20 protein-coding genes are annotated in these 18,429 nt (G+C 35.3%); 2 read left to right on the forward strand and 18 right to left on the reverse strand.

Annotated elements, in window-relative coordinates; all coding sequences use genetic code 11:
- Positions 1-19: 19 nt before the first annotated feature.
- Both CHSO_RS07860 and CHSO_RS07865 read right to left on the reverse strand, forming a co-directional pair.
- Positions 20-643, reverse strand: a complete 624-nt coding sequence (locus CHSO_RS07860; RefSeq protein WP_045494537.1) for an FMN-dependent NADH-azoreductase — start codon at positions 641-643, stop codon at positions 20-22.
- Positions 644-703: 60 nt separating this feature from the next.
- The gene (locus CHSO_RS07865) at positions 704-1,282 is read right to left on the reverse strand and encodes a Crp/Fnr family transcriptional regulator (RefSeq protein ID WP_045494550.1); all 579 of its coding nucleotides are present in this window, start codon (positions 1,280-1,282) and stop codon (positions 704-706) included.
- A 185-nt stretch (positions 1,283-1,467) separates the two neighbouring features.
- On the opposite strand from CHSO_RS07865, the gene CHSO_RS07870 reads away from it, so the two are divergent.
- Complete coding sequence (locus CHSO_RS07870; protein WP_045494552.1) at positions 1,468-2,886, forward strand: L-serine ammonia-lyase; 1,419 nt, start codon at positions 1,468-1,470, stop codon at positions 2,884-2,886.
- Between the two features lie 158 nt (positions 2,887-3,044).
- Here CHSO_RS07870 and CHSO_RS07875 read toward each other — a convergent pair whose 3' ends face one another.
- The 14 genes from CHSO_RS07875 to CHSO_RS07940 all read right to left on the reverse strand — a co-directional run bounded on the left by CHSO_RS07875 (position 3,045) and on the right by CHSO_RS07940 (position 16,300).
- Positions 3,045-4,697 carry a serine hydrolase domain-containing protein gene (locus CHSO_RS07875; protein ID WP_052480528.1) on the reverse strand — a complete coding sequence of 551 codons (1,653 nt, stop codon included), beginning with the start codon at positions 4,695-4,697 and terminating at the stop codon, positions 3,045-3,047.
- Positions 4,698-4,703: 6 nt separating this feature from the next.
- Positions 4,704-5,285 (reverse strand): YIP1 family protein, encoded by a 582-nt coding sequence (locus CHSO_RS07880; protein ID WP_045494554.1) that lies wholly within the window; start codon positions 5,283-5,285, stop codon positions 4,704-4,706.
- Between the two features lie 31 nt (positions 5,286-5,316).
- Positions 5,317-5,589 carry a DUF2089 family protein gene (locus CHSO_RS07885; protein WP_045494557.1) on the reverse strand — a complete coding sequence of 91 codons (273 nt, stop codon included), beginning with the start codon at positions 5,587-5,589 and terminating at the stop codon, positions 5,317-5,319.
- Between the two features lie 165 nt (positions 5,590-5,754).
- A complete protein-coding gene (locus CHSO_RS07890) occupies positions 5,755-6,597 on the reverse strand; it encodes a prephenate dehydrogenase (protein ID WP_045494559.1) in 843 nt (280 codons plus the stop codon).
- Positions 6,598-6,764: 167 nt separating this feature from the next.
- Entirely contained in the window at positions 6,765-7,211 is a 447-nt protein-coding gene (locus CHSO_RS07895) for a DUF5991 domain-containing protein (RefSeq protein WP_045494562.1), read from the reverse strand.
- 15 nt (positions 7,212-7,226) lie between these two features.
- Positions 7,227-7,706 (reverse strand): hypothetical protein, encoded by a 480-nt coding sequence (locus CHSO_RS24955; protein WP_052480529.1) that lies wholly within the window; start codon positions 7,704-7,706, stop codon positions 7,227-7,229.
- Positions 7,707-7,740: 34 nt separating this feature from the next.
- Positions 7,741-8,259, reverse strand: a complete 519-nt coding sequence (locus CHSO_RS07905; protein WP_045494566.1) for a hypothetical protein — start codon at positions 8,257-8,259, stop codon at positions 7,741-7,743.
- Between the two features lie 48 nt (positions 8,260-8,307).
- A complete protein-coding gene (locus CHSO_RS07910; RefSeq protein ID WP_045494569.1) occupies positions 8,308-8,955 on the reverse strand; it encodes a hypothetical protein in 648 nt (215 codons plus the stop codon).
- 43 nt (positions 8,956-8,998) lie between these two features.
- Positions 8,999-9,742: an SH3 domain-containing protein gene (locus CHSO_RS07915; RefSeq protein WP_045494572.1), complete on the reverse strand. Its 744-nt coding sequence runs from the start codon at positions 9,740-9,742 to the stop codon at positions 8,999-9,001.
- Positions 9,743-9,782: 40 nt separating this feature from the next.
- A complete protein-coding gene (locus CHSO_RS07920; protein ID WP_144428877.1) occupies positions 9,783-10,388 on the reverse strand; it encodes a hypothetical protein in 606 nt (201 codons plus the stop codon).
- A gap of 23 nt (positions 10,389-10,411) precedes the next feature.
- Positions 10,412-11,371, reverse strand: a complete 960-nt coding sequence (locus CHSO_RS24960; protein ID WP_052480530.1) for a tetratricopeptide repeat protein — start codon at positions 11,369-11,371, stop codon at positions 10,412-10,414.
- Positions 11,372-11,373: 2 nt separating this feature from the next.
- Positions 11,374-14,418 (reverse strand): hypothetical protein, encoded by a 3,045-nt coding sequence (locus CHSO_RS07930; RefSeq protein ID WP_045494578.1) that lies wholly within the window; start codon positions 14,416-14,418, stop codon positions 11,374-11,376.
- A gap of 18 nt (positions 14,419-14,436) precedes the next feature.
- On the reverse strand, positions 14,437-15,273 hold the full coding sequence (locus CHSO_RS25330) for a PAAR-like protein (RefSeq protein ID WP_084220947.1): 837 nt from the start codon (positions 15,271-15,273) through the stop codon (positions 14,437-14,439).
- 1 nt (position 15,274) lies between these two features.
- On the reverse strand, positions 15,275-16,300 hold the full coding sequence (locus tag CHSO_RS07940) for a LysM peptidoglycan-binding domain-containing protein (RefSeq protein ID WP_045494581.1): 1,026 nt from the start codon (positions 16,298-16,300) through the stop codon (positions 15,275-15,277).
- A gap of 199 nt (positions 16,301-16,499) precedes the next feature.
- Between CHSO_RS07940 and CHSO_RS07945 the strand changes: the two genes are divergently transcribed.
- Positions 16,500-17,150 (forward strand): hypothetical protein, encoded by a 651-nt coding sequence (locus CHSO_RS07945; protein ID WP_045502138.1) that lies wholly within the window; start codon positions 16,500-16,502, stop codon positions 17,148-17,150.
- A gap of 146 nt (positions 17,151-17,296) precedes the next feature.
- On the opposite strand, the gene CHSO_RS07950 is transcribed toward CHSO_RS07945, so the two are convergent.
- Positions 17,297-17,833, reverse strand: coding sequence for a hypothetical protein (locus tag CHSO_RS07950; RefSeq protein WP_045494583.1), 537 nt, complete (start codon positions 17,831-17,833; stop codon positions 17,297-17,299).
- A gap of 35 nt (positions 17,834-17,868) precedes the next feature.
- Positions 17,869-18,339 (reverse strand): hypothetical protein, encoded by a 471-nt coding sequence (locus tag CHSO_RS07955; RefSeq protein WP_052480531.1) that lies wholly within the window; start codon positions 18,337-18,339, stop codon positions 17,869-17,871.
- Positions 18,340-18,429 lie beyond the last annotated feature (90 nt).

An 18,429-nucleotide genomic window follows, 5' to 3' on the forward strand; every position in this document is an offset into this window, starting at 1 on the left:
CTAATTGAAAAAATGATCATTATGTAATGGATTGAATGGCATTGAAGATTTTATTTTTTGAGTTTTCAAAGATGTCACCACCAAATTCTTCGTTATCCAATGAAAAGGTGGTAATATCTGTAATTCCCATAATCCCTAAAATATGTTTCAGATAGGTTGTCTGAAAATTGACATGTCCGTTTTTTTCATTTTCGCCATATCCGGTATCACCGCGGGTTGATAGTATAAATGCTTTTTTGTTTTCAAGCAGTCCTACATAATCACCATCCGGAATGCCGGATCTGAATTTCCAGGTTTCATTAATTCTCATTATCTGATCTATATAGGCTTTTAATCCTGCCGGGATAGACCAATTGTACATGGGAGTACCAATAACATACATATCATGTTCTTTGAGTTCTTTTATCAGTTCATCACTTAATTGTAAGGCTTTTATGTTTTCTTCTGTTCTGTCTGATGATTTTTTAAAGGCACCGGCAATCCATCCTTCATCAATATTAGTAATGTTGTCAATTCCGGTTTCCCTGTAAGTGAATAGATCGGAAGGATATTTGGTTTTCCAGTTTTCTACAAAAAGCTGGGTTAGTTTTCTGCTGTAAGATCTTTTACTTCTTACACTGGCATTGATAATCAGTATTTTCATTTGTTATGATTTTATAACAGCAAAATTCCTGATTATTCATTAGGGAAAAATTGATCTAGTTCAAGAGGATTTATTTTTTTTCCTGATCCTGCTTATAAATTCTGCAGATACGCCTAAATAGGAAGCTATTAAATATTGTGGAACTCTGGAGGCTATATCCGGATAGGTTTCCAGAAAATCATAATATCTTTGTTCCGCCTTAAGCATGTGGTTAAAAACAACTCTTTTCTCAAGAGTTCCCAGATAACCTTCTAAAATAATTCTGAAGTATTTTTCCAAAGAGGGAATTTTTTCCAGCATTTTTTGAAAAGAGGGTTGACTGATCTGCAGAAGAGTTGTCTTTTCAACAGCCTGTATATTGTAAATGGATGCTTTTTGTTTGGAGAAACTGGAGATATCGGTAGCCCACCAATGGTCAATAGCTAAAAAAAGAATCTCTTCATTTCCATTGTCAGCATTGATGCAGAAAGCCTTTAAAACCCCTGAGACAATATAGCTGTCATGTCGGCAGACTTCTCCGTTTCTTAACAGTAAATCCCCTTTTTCCAACGTTCTCTCTGTCCAGAAACTTTTACAAAGGGAAATCTCTTCCGGGCTAAGCGTAACATGCTGTGTAATGCTCTTAATTAATGTTTCCATTCAAAATAATTTAAAGAGAACTGGTAATAGATCTGAAACAGGTAAAAGATATTGGCTAATTTACAAAAATAGGCGTTAACCATTTATTATATTCATGATGTAGGGCTGTTAATTGTGAGATTTTACTATGCTTATTATAAGATTTATCATGTATCTTTGCTTTTGAGGAAAATGAAGAATCATTTATGGAATCAATATCGGTTTTTGAGATTATTAAAGTTGGGATAGGCCCGTCCAGTTCGCATACGATGGGGCCATGGAATGCAGCATCCGCATTTATCAGGATTATAAAAAGAGAAAGATCAATAGAAGAAGTGAAAGAGGTCTTTCTTGAGTTCTTTGGTTCACTCGCAAAAACGGGAATCGGACACGGAACGGATATTGCCGGAATGCTTGGTTTAAATGGTGAAGACTATAAGACGATTAATACTACCAAAATAGATGAGAAAGTAGATTATATCAAGAGTACTCAAACCATCAATCTTGGTGGCGAGAAGGTGATTCCGTTTATTTATGGTCATCATTTAATTCTGAATATGAAGAAATCTCTTGATTTTCACCCGAATGGAATGATTTTCAGAGCTGTTTTTGAGGATGGAACCGAGCTTATTCAGGACTTCTATTCTGTAGGGGGTGGTTTTATTGCCAGCCAGGAGAAAAACTCAATTCAAAAACAATGTGTACGTACATTGTATCCTTGTCATAAGGCTTCGGATATTGCAAAATACTGTGAAAAACTGGGACTTAGTAAAATATCAGATTTAATTTTTATCAACGAAGAAAGCTGGAGAACTCAGGAAGAGACGAAAGCAGAAGCGTTGTATATCTGGCAGCAAATTAAAGAGTGTATTTACAAAGGAGTTAATAAAGAAGGCATTCTTCCGGGAGGATTAAATGTTTCCAGAAGAGCTGCCGGAATCAATAGAAAATTGCTAGGAGATAAAATATATAAGAATAAAGACGAATGGTTTCAGCAGGTGGTTGATGCCGAAGAAAACTTTACCAATATCAATAAATGGATTGCCTGTTTCGCACTGGCAGTGAATGAAGAGAATGCCAGTTTTGGAAGAATTATCACGGCCCCTACCAATGGAGCAAGTGGTGTAATTCCGGCAGTTCTGATGTATTCTCAGGCGTTTACAGATTCTATCAGTGAGGATGATATTATTCGTTTCTTATTGGTAGCAGGAGAAATTGGGACATTATTCAAGAAAAATGCGACGATCTCTGCAGCAATGGGAGGTTGCCAGGCAGAAATCGGAGTGTCATCTGCGATGGCTGCAGCGGGGCTTACAGAAATATTAGGTGGAAGTGTAGGACAGGTATTGATGGCTGCTGAAATTGCAATGGAGCATCACCTTGGATTAACCTGTGACCCTATCAGAGGCCTTGTACAGATCCCATGTATTGAAAGAAATACAATGGGTGCCATGAAGGCCATTACAGCAGCTAATATTGCATTAGAAAGTGATCCTGCTAAAGCAAAAGTAACTTTGGATGAGGTAATTCAGACGATGTGGGAAACTGCTCTTTCGATGAGTGACCGTTTTAAAGAAACTTCTGAAGGTGGATTGGCGATTGCTGTGAACGTTCCGGAGTGCTAATTGAGAATATTTATTTACAATATAAAAATCCTTAGTTGTCTAAGGATTTTTTTTGATTTGTTTACGGGAATAACCACTCCGTCAAAAATTCTTTGAATTCTCGCCACCCCCTCTGGAGGTGGGAAATTTATGTTTTCAACTGGAGTATTTGTGAAAAGCTACTTGTTGGAGTGTTTTTTATTGAATACATATGTTTTTCCGCATTGTATCATTTTGAGTTGTTGGTTCTCAGGATTGAAAGTGAGTTTTATACCCGCTTTTTCAAACGTGAACTGGTCTCTTTCTGTGGCAGTCAATGGAAACTCTGCCTGATGGGTAGCCTGAGCATATAATCCTTCTTCTTTGACGAATATTTTTAAGCTTAAATCAATATCCTTTGAAGTGTAATCACCCACATATTTTTCCAGATCAGCAACGGGAATTTTAGCACTATTAAATATGGGATACTGATAATCTCTGTCATATATCAAATTCATTAAAGCAATATAGAAGCTGTTGTGAGGAAAATTTTGACCGTTAATAGTAACAGCATAAGAGAGTTGATCTGTTGGTTCGAAAGCGAGTATAGAGTGACTTCCAGCGGTATCTCCAGCATGTCCATAGGAAATAATATTGTAGAACGGAACCTTCATGATTCCGGACCCAAATACTTTTTCGTTTTTGTTGGAAATCATCAGATCAAGAGTTTCTTTTTTGATGAATTTACCATTGAATAATGCATTAATAAAGATATTCAGGTCTTCCGGTGTAGAGGTGATATCTCCCAGTCCAATGCAGTTGTGAAAATCAAAATCTTTAACTTCTGTCCAGCTGTTTTTTATAAATTCATAGGATTTAAAAATATTCTTCGGATTATCAAGTACAGAAAATGTATGAGGCATTGGAGCTTTATTCAGAATATTTTCTTTTAAAATATCGTTATAAGGCTTATTATGGATCTTTTCCAATATTCTGCTCAACAGGAAATAGGCAGAGTTGGAATACTTTAGCTTTTCTCCTGGTTGAGATTGAATATCATTTTTTTTAATCACGTCAATAATAGCTTTATCTCCTACAGGACCTTCAAAGAGCCAATTTTTTTTATCTGCTTTTCCCACATAATCTCCCAATCCGCTGGTATGATTTAGCATGGTTTGGATCGTGATCTTTTTAGCATTGGGAATTTCAGGATAGAATGTTGAAAGAGGCTCGGTAAGACTTAACTTTCCCTGCTCTATGAGCTGAAAAAGTATCACTGCAGTCATAAGTTTACTGATGGAACCTATCTGGTATCCGGTATTTTGGTCATAGGTTGTATTGCCTGGCAGCAGGTTTTGGCCAAAGTCTCTCTTATAAATTGGTGTTCCGTTTCTGAAAATAGCCATACTTCCGATTTCCTGATTATTCTGAACCATATAGTTTAAGAAGTCATCAATTTTTTGAGTGTTGATTGCTTTTCCGTTGAGGTAAGGGATATCAGAACTCTTCGGTTTGTTATCCCTGTAAAGGTTCAATGCTATTGTTCTGCCATTCTGAATCAGGTTTCCTTCAAAATGATCTGTTTTATAGATTCCTTTGTAACCTGCATTGATACTTCCTATTTTAAAACTAAGCTCATTGTTATTGAAATCTGTTTTCTCTACAGGAATTTCTCTTAAACTTTGTTTAGGACTGATAAGGATGGAAGTGTATGCCTTTGATTTTTTTGATATTTTAAAAATAACGGGGAGTTTAATGCTTTCGGTATCCAATTCACCATTCCAGGTTCCTTCAATTTGGGCGTGACAAATCTGTGCCAGACACGCCAGCACCAATAATAATTTGATTTTCATGATATTTTAAATAATTTTATTAATTACAATTTGGCATGCTAGCGTGCTCACCAATGAAACAATACAGAAGAGTACAATATGCTGCCACTTTTTGATATTGGTAGCGGTTTTGAAACCATTATAGAAAAGGGTAAAACTATAAATGAGTACAGTAATAGAAATGATAGTTATGGAAATCATGGTCAGAAAATCCAGAAAAGGAAATGTTTCTGTGGGGTTAGACTCGTACTTGATAATGCTTTTTCCGGCCAGTCTAATGGATGATGCGTTTCCAAAACATTGTATAGGAAGCAGGAAAAGCTGAGATATTAAAACGGTGTTAATGATATCAATGATTCTGGTCTTTCCGTTTAGAATTTTGCCTAAAATAAAAAGAATGACAATAGCAATCAGAAAGCTGAGTAGGGTAGAAATGACTACCGTTTTTAATGAAGTATTTTCAATAGCACTTATCTTGTATATACTCGTAAAGGCAGTATGAGTCCAATATCCTATAGCAATAGAAAATACCATGGCAATAATGCCGATAAGGAGAAGGAGTTTTTCATCAAACCTTTCAAACGGATTAAAAACGGTTTTCCAGTTCATAATAGATTGAGTTTACAGATTATTAATGGTTTTATAGATTGTTTTTTAATTGTTCTACCTTTGTAATCAGGTCATCCATTTTATTTCTCATGGTTGGGTAGGATAGACCTGCCTGTTTAGCCATTTCTTTAATGCTTCCGCTGGACAGGAAAAAATTAAGGATAAAATCCTGTTCATCACGATTCAGCTTTAGAAGAACCGGAAGTTCATAGTCTCCGCTTACCTCAGTTTTACAGCTTGGGCATTTCATTTGGCTCACGTTAAGAGTATGGTCACAGCTTGGGCAGATGATCGGTAACTTCATTGAATTTATTTTTTACGAAAGTAATATATTTTTTAATAAAGTTAAAATATTTTTTAATTTTATTAAAATTTTATTTTAAAATTGAGCAAAAAAATAACCACAAAAAATTATTCTGTGGTTAATAGATATATCGTTTAAATGATAGTGTTATTGATTATCAGTGTGTTATCTTAGTATTCCTCTGATTCTGTTGGCGTTGGTAATCAATTCTTCCAGGTATTCATAGTTTTCTTTTTCTAAAGCAGACTTGAATTTTCTGAGCTGAGTGATATGTTCATTCAAAACATCCAGCACATTTTCTTTGTTCTGTTTAAAGATAGGAACCCACATTTCAGGATGTGATTTGGCAAGACGTACGGTACTGGAGAACCCGGAGCTGGCAAGCTGGAAGATGGTTTCTTCTTCACGTTCCTTTTCCAAAACCGTGTTGGCAAGAGCATACGATGTAATATGGGAAATATGGGAAATGTAAGCGGTGTGAATATCGTGATCTTCTGCATTCATGTAGATGGTATGCATTTCAAGGGCGTTCACAATGTTTTCAACTATGTTCAATGCATCTTCAGCTGATTCTTCTTTGTTGCAGATTACTCCTGCCTTTCCTGCGAAACTCTCTGCAATGGCAGATTTAGGTCCGTTGTTTTCAGTACCCCACATCGGGTGAAAGGCTACAAACCTTGAACGTTTCGGATGGTCTTTCACAGCACCTACGATTCCTGCCTTGGTAGAACCTGCATCCATGACGGTCTGATGATCTGAGACAAGATCCAGAACACTAGGTAACAGTTTTCTTGCAGCATCTACCGGAATGGCAAGAATAACAAGGTCTGAACCTTTTACTCCCTGTTCCAGATCTGCCTCGGCATCAATGATTTTTAAATCCAATGCTTCGTTGATATGTTGTTGGCTGTTATCAATTCCGTAGATGAAGCTGGCGATGTTTTTTTCTTTTAATTTCAAGGCCATTGAACCTCCTATTAATCCTACTCCAATAATACTTATTTTCATCTTTCTAAATTTTTTTAAATAAAAAAACCTCGTCCTAGGACGAGGTTTTAAGTTATGTTCATAAGAATCCCTATCCCAGATCTGAGGTAAAAATTCTATAATAATATGTTTCGTTGTTAAAATTCACAATGCGAAATTATAAAATATTTTTTAAAGTTGCGAGATTTTTATGATTTCTTTTTGAGAAGAATCGGAGTATTGTACTGCCAATCCTTACTGGGAACCACTTCGCTTTGAAGAAAATATTTTCCGTCTTTCCTGGATACTACTGCCAATGTATCGGTAGGAGCGTGGTTACTCATAGGATCACCTTCAATCTGTCTGATGTATTTTACAATGATCTGTTTTTCATTTCCGGTGATGCTGCAAACGTCTGTAAAAAAGGTTTTATAGCCAAGCCCTCCAAAAGTACAGCTGTCTTTGGTGATGGTTAAATCATAATCCAATGTCATTTCAGCGTTTTCATCCAGTTTTCCAAAATCATGAGAGATGGAATATTCTCCCTTCCATTGAGTATGAAGGGTAGATCCGGAGGTATCTTTTGAAGATTCTTCCGGAAGACTTTTACAGGAAATAATGCTCAGAGCAGTAAGGGTAAAAAATATTTTTTTCATGATGTTGAATGGGTCTTAATCGGCACTGTGGATAATGGTTCTTTTTACATCATCGCCTTTTTGTTCCAATTCAAGGGTAGTTACACCCCCTGCAAATAAGAATTCAATTTCAACTTTGTTGGGCGAAACTTTATAGCTGATGGTTTCCAAACCATCCTGATGAATTTCCTTTTCACTGCTTTGTTTAGGTAATTCTGTAAGAAGAAGCTCTGCTTTTTCCAATTCTTTTTCCTTGATGGTCTTCTGATAAACATTTTCCATTGTACTTTTAGGGAAAATGCATTCCAGTTCAGTTTCGTAGTCAACAGTTTTTTCTGTACATTCTTTCAGTGTAGGAATTTCCTTGCTTTCCTCTACTGCCTTTTCTTTTGCGAAAGCTTTTACAACAGGGCTGTCTTTTTTCATGGTTTCTGTTTCATTTGCTGTCGGTTTTGAATCGTTTTTACAGCCTGTTATCAGTAACAGTGTAATAGCGATAAAGCTTATGTTTCTCATTAATAATGGGTTGTATTTATTTTTATATAATTTTTTATCTGGTAATCTGAGGTCCTATTTTATAAGGGACAGGTCTATGGAATGTGCATTTTTCAGGAATAAGGGATTGTAAAGGTGCTTTTATGAGTTTCCAATCCATTGAATTAAATTTCTCATTCCAATCTGAAAGTTCTGCTTTTCTTTTATTAGTATCGGGATCTGAGGGACTATAAAATTCCAGCATGGCTATTCCGTCAGAGATGACTCCAGTAATGATACCTTCTTCTGATTTTCCTTGGGCAGAAACATGGTAAGTTCCTTTTATAGTGTCATTATCTTTTGTGCTTTCCAATTTTATAGTAAATATTTGTATTTCGGAACTAAAAGATTCCCAATTTCCTTTAATGGTGTCTTTAATACGACGGTTATAAGACTGATCTAAGTAACTCTGAACCGCTGAACTATCACGTATACTAATTGTATCTTCTAGCGTTATGACTTTATTATCTACAGTTTTGTTACAGGAAAGCATTCCTAAAATGGGCAATAAAAGTAGAGCTTTCTTTATGTTCATATGGTACCAGATATTTGTTTAATAATGCATTTTTTGAGTTATACTACATTATTTTTCAAAGGAACTTAGCTTAGAAGTGGCATTTTCTCTCCATTCATTAGCTTTTCCTTCATCATCTTCACTTTTTAGGGTAAAATGATCTATAGTTTTCCAGCTATTATCAGTGTTATTATACTCGTATAGAAATATAGTTCTCGGAGTCTGTGGTGTGTACGGCGCATCCAGATTAGGAGTATGTTTTAAATATTTTTTTGGAGTATGAAAGATGAAGATATTAAATTCTTTACTAAGTTTTTTGAATGACTGCTGACTAAGTTTTTTATCAATCATCGCATCTGCATCCTGATCTTTATATTGATTAATCTGTTGGCTGTACCATTTCCCGGCTCCAATTTTAGGAACAAGAATGAACATGGTTTCTCCATCTTGATAACTGAAATCAAAATTACGGTAAACTCCTTCTGTGCCGGTACCGGTAATGCCTTCCAGATCATCAATAGGGTAGTTGATGAAATCTATATTTTCCTGTTGAGTTTTTACAATTGTTGGATCAGGACTTACAATATCATGTTCTTCTTTTTTCTCAGAAGCTTTGAGGATTGGAGAAGGTGAAGCCGCTCCTTTAGTGTTGGTTTCAGTCACTTTTTTACATCCTGCCAACAATAATAAAAGATAAAGGGGAATAATCTTTTTCATGGGGTTGAATATACCGCTTTTTAAGGTTAGGTTTATTCACTGTTTACGGGGATTTTTTGCTTTTTATTCTGCTTTTGTGAACATATCCCTTTTTGCCTTCTTGGGAAATAACCAGCCACCAATCTCCACTTTGGTTTAAAACCTTCACTTTTTCACCCGTGTTTATCTTTTGTAGAATTTTGGAAGAAGAATTTTTATCCTTTCTTAGATTAGCATAGCCGTCAGTATCCTGAATGTAATAGTTCATATCTGAAGCATTTTTGGATAAAAATTCTTTTGCGATTTTCTGTTTTTCTAGGGTAAGACTGGAAATGAATACACTATCAAACTTAGGATGAGGAGAATCCAATAAAAATGAAATTACCGATTTAGCATCTTCTTTTGATAAGGAATTAATCAGGTTGTATTTCTTATTCACTTCAATGTATTCTATACTTTTTATCTTAAAATAATTGACTGCATCAGCTTCCCATTTCCCATTTTTTGAAATCGTTGTAATAGAGGTTTCATGATGCCTGTACTGTGGTTTTTGTAATAAAGAAAACCAATAGTCAATATAAGCACCGGAATTATCGTAAAGCGGCTCAGCTGAGTCTTTTTCATCATCCCAGCCAAATGTATTTTTAAAGGTTTGAAAGTCCTTTGGGAAATTCTCCAGAAAATCTTTTTCTTTTTTATTTGAAAAAGACTTTTTGAGTTTTATAAGACCATTCTCAGCATATTTTCTATCCTGAGAATGGCAGGTGAGCGTGATTAGTAAAAAAATGAATAGTAATATATTTTTCATTTAATTTCAAACACTTTTTGCTTCTACATCTAGTACTATACTAGATTTTTGAAATAGTACCATTCGCTGATATCTTATATTTCTCCTTTTTTTTCTTTTTTGTATTGTCTGTAAAACTGATTTCGTAGATATCAACAGTCATATCAGGATTCATGATAAATGTTTCGTAGGTTTCTTCTTCAGGCATAGCATAACCAATGGACTGGCGGCTGATCACCTTATTATTACCTATTGTAACAAGTTCTTGCGAATTAGAATCTCCTTCAAAGTTCAAAACAAATATATTGATGGTACTTCCGGAAGCAGGCTGTATTTGAAAAATAGATTCCGGATTGCCTTCTGTAATACCTACAATCTTAATTATACTATCAGATTCTGATTGCCCCAGCACCGGATACATTTTTGAACAGTCCGGCGAGCCTTCCTGAATACAGGTTTTCTTATATTTTTCGTAATCAAAAGGAAGAGAAACATATTGACTGTTGGCTGAACTGCTACTTGTTGGTTCAACAGTTTTACTATCAGGTTTCTGAGGGACTAAGGTATCTTGAGTTTTTAAAGAATCATGGTTTGTATTATTAATTTCAGGGGCATTCTTACATGATATCAATGCAAAAAATATAAATGGCAATACTAATTTATTCATACAACAGTATATTATTTCATAATTTATTTAGTTCGGTCGTAAACTCTTTGAGGAATTTTTGAAATATCTTTTTTCTGACTTTTCATCAACTCAATATATTTAAGATAAGCTTCTTTTGCTTTTTCTTTATTATCAGCGGTCCAATATGAATCTCCTATATTTAACCAGGCTACAACTCTGTTCGGATACTTTTCAATGATTTCTTTTAACAAAAAGAGAGCGGTGGTATTTCCATCTTTTGTGTAAGAATCATAATAGGCAATATCATTATAATCGTTTATATTATTTTCATTAATTGGATTGAAATAAAGCCACTCAGCAACGGTTTCCAACCCAACAGTATTTTGCTTACTTAAGGTATTGGTTTTACTTGCTGATTTCAATAATGCCAAAGATTTGCTGAAATTGGATAATGAGCTTTCTTTTAACTCTTTGATTTCTTTTTGGTAAATATCTTTATTATCAACCGTTTTATTATCAATGCTGCTGGATAAATTATTCATATCTACCTTAATTTTAGGAATAAAATCATCATCAACCGTTGAAATTGAAGTTTTAGAAAGATACCAGTTATCTTTGATGAATTTATAATAGTATGTTTCTGTTGTTTTAAAATTTCCGCAACAAGAAGCCATAACTATTATTTCACCAGGTTTTCCGCTTGAAATAAATAAATGATTAACAGGATCTTCTACCTCAGTGAAGTCATCATTACTGATAATAAAGGATTTTGATTCTGAAAACTTATTATTTTCACCTTGTAAGAAAATTATAATTTGTTTTTCTTCAGGTGATTTATCCAAGATTTGAAGATAATCAATTTTATGATCCTTATTAAAATCTCCTCTCACAGTATCTTTTAGAGGTTGATGATTTTCAACCTCTTTATTAGATAAATTATCATTTTTTATATGATTGTTGTCTGCCTGTTTACAGAAAACAAACTGAGTCATTACTGTTAAAAATAAAATAGGTTTAATCATTTTTATTTTTTTAAATCGTTTAATCTTTTTAAAGCTGCTTTTCTTATGTTTACATATTTGTATGTCTTGTCTTTTATGACTTTTGTGAACACTAAATCTGAAAAGTAACTTAATTTTTGAATTGCATAATAGTTTGTTGTGGTTTCAGCATCGGTGGTTAAATCAACAACTCTTTGGTAACCCTCAATGGCCAGTTGTTTGTCTTTTGTACAGCCTTTTTTCGTAAATATAGGATCATGCCATAGTCCCCAGGCAAAAGCTGCTTTTTTATCATCGTAAGCTTTACTGTCTTTAAATTTATAATCTGTATTTTTCCCTTTACTTGTGGTACATTTAGAATATAATGATTCAAATCCTTTTTTTACACTAGCAAGTCTGTCGTCAATATGGTTGAACCCTCCATTTACACGATAGCAAATGTAAATAAAATCATTATTGTCGGCATGGCTGTTGAGAGCGGCCCGTTTGTCCCAGAACCAACCTGCTGAATAGGTGGCATAAGGAGGTTTAGCAACTTTATCTCTAGCTTCTGCACTTGATGTAACATCTTCTCCGATGGCTGCTTGGAAGGCTTCATAGTTTTCTTTACCTGTTAACTGGATTAAGCCTCTTCCATGCCAGCCTTTGTATGGGGCAAGATAAGCAGCATCTCCCAACTCAACATTATACTTGAAACCTTCGGATTCTTTGTTCACCTGAGCCAGGAAATGTATTTTTTGTAAGCAGGATTTAATATTAAATTTCTTAAATGTTTGATTAAACCCATCAAAATACTTATCAATATTGGCTTGGGTTGCAGAGATGGCAATACCTTTTAATTGCTCTTTGGTTAAATCCTTATTACATGCGCAATTCCCAGCAGTTTGTGGAGCTGCTGCCTGACTTTGATAGCTTGAATAACAGCTGCAGGTATTGGCATAGCCTGCTTCAATAGCTAATTGAACAATACTTTTTCCATTTAAAGCTGTTAAGCTTTTACAGAAAAATTTATCTTCCAGATATTGAGCATCAAATTGTCTTACATCCATGTGAATCCAACTGAAAGTATGGTCATATCTTAATTTACCCTTACTATCGTATAAAAGATCAATGGGTTCTATTGAAAATACATTTGTATTAGGCCATTCTTTTTGAGCACCAAGATATTTAACAAAGATTGTATCTCTCATATTTCTTAATTCTACGAGATTTTTCTTTTGGGGTCCTCTTATTTCCCAGGTCCCTTTGTTGAACTGCATATCAATTGCTTTTCCCTGATGGTTGGTTGTAGTATAATTTTTAAATCTACATCTATACCCTGAAGAAAAGGAATCTATTTTGTAAGTAGTTTGCTTGCTAAAATAAAATTGTAATGCTTTGAATCCGAATAAAAGTGATCTATGAATCCCGGGATATTCATACTTATTGAATGCTTCAGTTTTAACAGTTCCTTTATATGTATTTTTTCCTGTTCCATCTCCAAATCCATTACAACTATTTGTTTCCTGAATACCTCTTAAAACGCTGGTTGCTTTTTTCCCTTTTGTAGAACAGCTACACATTAATTGTCCCCAATGAGCTGGGCTAATATCAAAGTTTTTAGAAAACTCATCAATTGCCCTTAACACATTTCCACATACTTTACCCGTTTCAGGAACTTTCATATAGTCTTTCTGAAACTGCTTAACCATTTTTTCTGTTCTGTCTGTAAATTTATCTGTGGGTACATTTCCTCCAAATCCAGATAAACGAATATTGATTTCTCTTATCAGTTCACTAGGTGGAGCGTTTTTGTCAATACAGAATTTTCCGCCGCAATTCTTAGGATCGGCTTTGGGCTGATTCTGTACTCCACTTGGAGTAGTTCCATTGTTTTGTGGTTTCGGAGCTGCAAGGATATCTACATCAATCGTCTGAGATTTAGACGAAAGATTCAGGAAAATAACTTCTGCGAAGATTTCCTGTTGTCCCCCTTTCCAATATTCACCACTATCAGGATTTCTCGGATTATTTCCTACATCTCCGGTTTTCTGCATCGCAGGAGTAAGCGGCATTGAAAGGTTTATTTTATCAGCCAGAAAAGTGTGTTCATGGCTATACAACAGATCATTATCTCCTACGAGGTCATGTTCCCATATTTTAAGGATATATTTTTTCCCTACAAGGTTTTTAGATTCTATATGAACAATTATAGTTTCTCCATATTTAGGGTTTTTACTAAACTCTTTACCGTTTTTATCAGTTAGTTTTATCTTAGTAATGACTCCTTTTTTATCTGGTTGATTATTAGGTGAAGTAGGTCTTGTTGATCCTCTTGGAGAACCCGGTTGGGGTTGTGGATTGCCTTTTGGCGGAGTATTAGGTGCCTTATACTCCGGATTATCAGCAGTAGCATTATCTGAGGCTTTTAGTTTTCCATTATACTCAGCCGTAACATAATATTCATGTTGCTTTTTATCATCTTCTCTTTGATTGGCAAGAGCGATATAGGTATTAAGGAGTGTGAAATTCCAACGGGCATTTCCTTGGCTGTCTACCAAAATAGGCGGAGATTTTGCAATAGATTGATTTTTGTTATTGTGTCCATCACCATTTTCATCATCTTCCCAAAGTGTGAAAATAATATGTTCTCCTGAAAGTCCCTGACATTTAGCCGTTGCTGTGAGGCGATCCTTATAGCTTAATTTTTTGTTAACAGCCGTACCATCCTGATAAGTAAGTTTTACGCTAAGAATATCTTTTGCTGTAGTGGGTTGCTGTTCATTCTTTTGAGGCTGTACAATAATAGACATAGGTTCTTTCCCTTCCGGACTATTAAGATATCCTTCAACCCGGAATGTTTCCTGCCAGGAATCTTTACCAAAAGTAAATTCACCAACCTTTTTCTTAATGTTCGTTGTGGTAAATTGGCCATCCGGTCTTTTCCTGAACAACTCCCAGGTAATAAGGGATTCATTTCGTTCATTAGGTGGGGTGTCAGGATACCATTCTGTTACTTTATAGAGTGTCTTTACTCCTGTTTTTGGGGAAGTATTACCAGAGATTCTTAAAACGCCTTTTTTTGCCATGATCTTTAGTTTTTAGGATTACCAGGCGTATGCCTCTTGTTCATCAGTTTCTGCCTTGAATTTGTCAAAATTTACAACGGGGTTATACACCTGTTGCTCTTGGCTGTCAGCGTTGTTAACCTGGCTTTTGCCCGTTTCGTTTTGTTGGCCATGTTTTAAGATGGTAATTTTTCCGCCTGTACTACACATCAGTTCGGAGATTTCTGTCAGACAACTTTTTCCCATAATCTTTACTTTTTCGTAAGGTTTTTGCCATTTTCCTGCAGGAGCATAAGCGCAGGGAAGATAACCTCCGGCAGTGGGTTTAAGTTTACATTGCCCAAAGGGTTGGGCAGGCGGATCAAGCTGTACATCGTCTTCTGTAACAGCAAGATAGTCTGCTTCTCCTTCCTTATTATTCCAATAATGCTTTTGCTGGCTGGTTACCTTAAATTTAGGAAACTTGAAGCCCTGGTTACATTGTACGGTTCCTTTCTGTATGATAAAGAACTTTCCATCATGAGGGCTTGAACTACTTTCGCCGTCTTTATCTTTCTTTTCTTCTTTTTGCTCTGCTTTTTCAGCTGATGGACTGTCGGATGATGATGCTTCTGAAGAAGGTTCTTCGCTAGTTCCTTTATCTTCTGCAGCTTCCTGAGACTCTGCAGCAGGTGAGCTTTGTAGAGCTTTCTCTTCAGCCATAAGCTGAGGATCTTCCGGAATCATTATTTTCTTTCCAGGGATTGGTTCCTGCATAACATCTTCCTCTGAACAGTGGAGGTTGTGATAGGTTTTTAAAACACTTTCGTTTTTCAGCTTAAATTGCTGGGCCAGCGAACTGAAGGTATCACCTTGCTGTATGACATAACTTTTCATATTATCCTTGTGTTATCGTGATGGTGTGTTGTTGAACTGATTCTGCTTCACGCCAGAGGTGCACATTTCCTGAAGCCTGAAGAAGGTTTTTATTTTTCTTGTGGGTGGTGTATTCAATGATAAATTCTCCTGAAACAGGATCTTCTGCTTCTTGATTGAATTTATGTCCTGATTTTATTTCCTGCAAACTGTAAAATTCTGTATTGCTTCCTCTCAGACTGGTTTTAATATGATCTTTGTTCTCGTCTTCTTGTACAATATTCATATTACAAGGTATTGAAAATGAATTTTGTAAAAAGTACAGGTTTTCGGTCCAATCTGTTTTCTTGTGGAACCAATCCATCTTAGGAAGTAAAACCTGAAAGACTAGTGTACTTTGAAATTGCTGCAGGAAAAACTCTTCATCTGCAATATTCTTTTCAAAAGTATCCATATATTTTTCAGCGATTTCTCCAATAAAGAAGTCCTGAAGATCCTTGCGTTTTTCAGCAAAGGTTTGAGTGACTTTTTTATGGTCTGCAAGCCCAATAATTTTACCCTGTTCATTAATAATAAAATCAATAGGCATGATGCTTTCCATACAGGTAATTGACAAACTGCTCATTTTAGCATCCGGCGGGTTTCCGTTTGATATAAAATGATCCTGGCTGTAAGATAATAGATAATGATTTCTATTTTTGTCTTTACGAACATTAAGATGTACACTATAATCTACGGTTAGAGAGGGTTCAAATGGGCTTTTAAAAGCTTCAGTGACTTTATATGTTTTTGCAAAAAAAGAATCTGATAATGGTGAAGAAGGAAGTGCGTTTTTTCTTTCCTGATCCTTTTGTTTTTCGGTTTTAACATAGATAGGAACGAAAACACTTTTAACCTCATTAAGGTTATCAAACCAAATCCTGTTCATTCTTTGACAATGGGAATTATGAAATAGCTTCAGTTCCTCGCCGGTTATGCCCAACCGGGAAGCTATGGAATTAAGGGTATCTCCGTTACGAACCTTATATTCTAAAAAATCAATATCCATTGAACGTGAATTATAGTATAAAACTATTAAAAAACTAAATTTGAAATGAATTTTTAAGGTTAAATTTTAAAAATTGTAGTAAAACTACGACAAAGGATTATCTGGAATTTTGATCCCCATCCATGAAAATATTTAATAATTTTGTGAGAAAGAGATGGGATGATGAGAGATAGAAACCATGAACGCTAAACATAATGATATGAAAAATAAATATTTACAGAGCTTTTTCATCCTGTTGATAACATTCCAGTTTGGATACGCAGGAAGTTTTCTTCATCATTTGGGAGATTCTTCTTTAAAAAAAGAGGATACGATAAGAATTAAGGAAAGCCTTAATGAAGAAGATATTGAAGCCAATGAGTATCTTAAAGACCGTTTGAAACCTATTCAGGCTAATTTTAAGAGAATCAACTCTATCACACAATGGACCACCATCAAAAAGAAAAATATTGAAGGCGAGTCTGCGGAAGGCGGAGAAGCAACCTATTACTATAAAAACAAGCGCCTGGAAAAGATTATGGCCAGACATTATGGAGAGATGGGACAAGTTCTTATTGAATATTATCTGCTCAACGGAAAGGTATCTTTTGTTTTTGTAAAAGACTATGAGTACAATCGTCCACTATTTTATGATGCAAAAGTAATGAAAGAAAATAATGATACGGAAGTTTTTGATTTTGGAAAATCGGAGATTACAGAAACCAGGAATTATTTTGAAAAAGGAACCCTGATCCATATTGTAAATAGTCAGGATTGTGGAGCGCCATTCAGTGGAAGTTATATGGCTGAAGAAGAGAAAAGTATAGAGGATGCCTTTGCAAGACTTGTAAAACTGGAGAAGGTAAAATAAAAGTTTTCATTTTGTTATATAAGTGCCAATGGTTCATTTTTTATCTTTAAAATCTTAGATGCTCTTCTTAAGCATGAATTCTTAAACTTAAAAACTTTAAGTGTTTAAAACCTTTTGCAACTTTTTTTGGGGGGTAAAAATGAAGTTTATTTCATCTCTTTAATAAGGGTAAGGCGTTCCTCAACCTCTTTGATCCTACTGATCCAGTAATTAATACCCTCCTGATTGGTCACTGTTTTCTTAAAAGCATCCCGGTTTACTGTCCATAGCTTAGAGCCATTTTGTTGATATTCAATTTCACGTTCTCTTTTCGTTTCCGGTTCTATGCGGTATCTCCAAAACACCAGCGAATGCATATATTCTGCGCGGATTTTTTCAAGGTAAGCGATAATAGCCTTCCGGTCTTGCGGAATATATCCCGGTCCGGAACATCCACAGGAATGAAAAGTAATTCCTACAGTATATAGATCCCTGATATGTGCCCATTGTTTATGATCATTCTTTGCTGGTGATTCAAAGTCAAGTCCCATATTGGCCATAAGGTTCCCACATTCTGGGCATTTGGCTTCTACAGAGACCTGTGCATCTCTGTCTACATCTTTTAAAACACGACGTTTGAACGTTTTCTGACAGTTGAAACAAGCATAGTGACATTTATAAACCATCATGGCATATCGACACATAGGACAATTTTTGTTTTTATAGTTATTAATTATTTTTACGCTTCATAGCTGATTCCCATAAAACTGCTGGCACTTCGCGGATCATAAACCGACCAGACACTTCCCCAGTGAAAAATGAAAGTACAGCTTGGATAAGGCGTTTTCTTTTTCCGGGTTGGGGACTTTCCCAAAATTAAGGTCAAAAATTCATTATTCCGATGGAATACCTGCATTTCCTTTTCTTCCGTCCATTCATTCCAGTCTTTGGCATCAGTGCTTTCCCATGTATTCATGTGAATGCTGTGGAGCTGATTTCCTAAAAAACAGAGACTCAAAGATATTTGACGGCCTTCAATTTCTATAGCTTTGAAATAATACCAAAAATATCCGGTTTTCACATCCCACATATTGTGATACTTTTCTGTATAAAAATCAGTCTGTTTCAGCTGATCTAATGGCATTCCCTTGTACAATTGAGTGCTGAAATCTTCCAGTTTCAAGCCTCCGTTTTCATTGTTAACCAGCATATTCAAAAAAATGAAGCTATAAATATACCCGTTTTTTCTTTACAGACAACGAATAATATTTACAGCTTCCAGTAGAAATAGAAAATATCG

Origin of the sequence: Chryseobacterium sp. StRB126, assembly GCF_000829375.1 — a bacterium.
GTDB lineage: Bacteria > Bacteroidota > Bacteroidia > Flavobacteriales > Weeksellaceae > Chryseobacterium.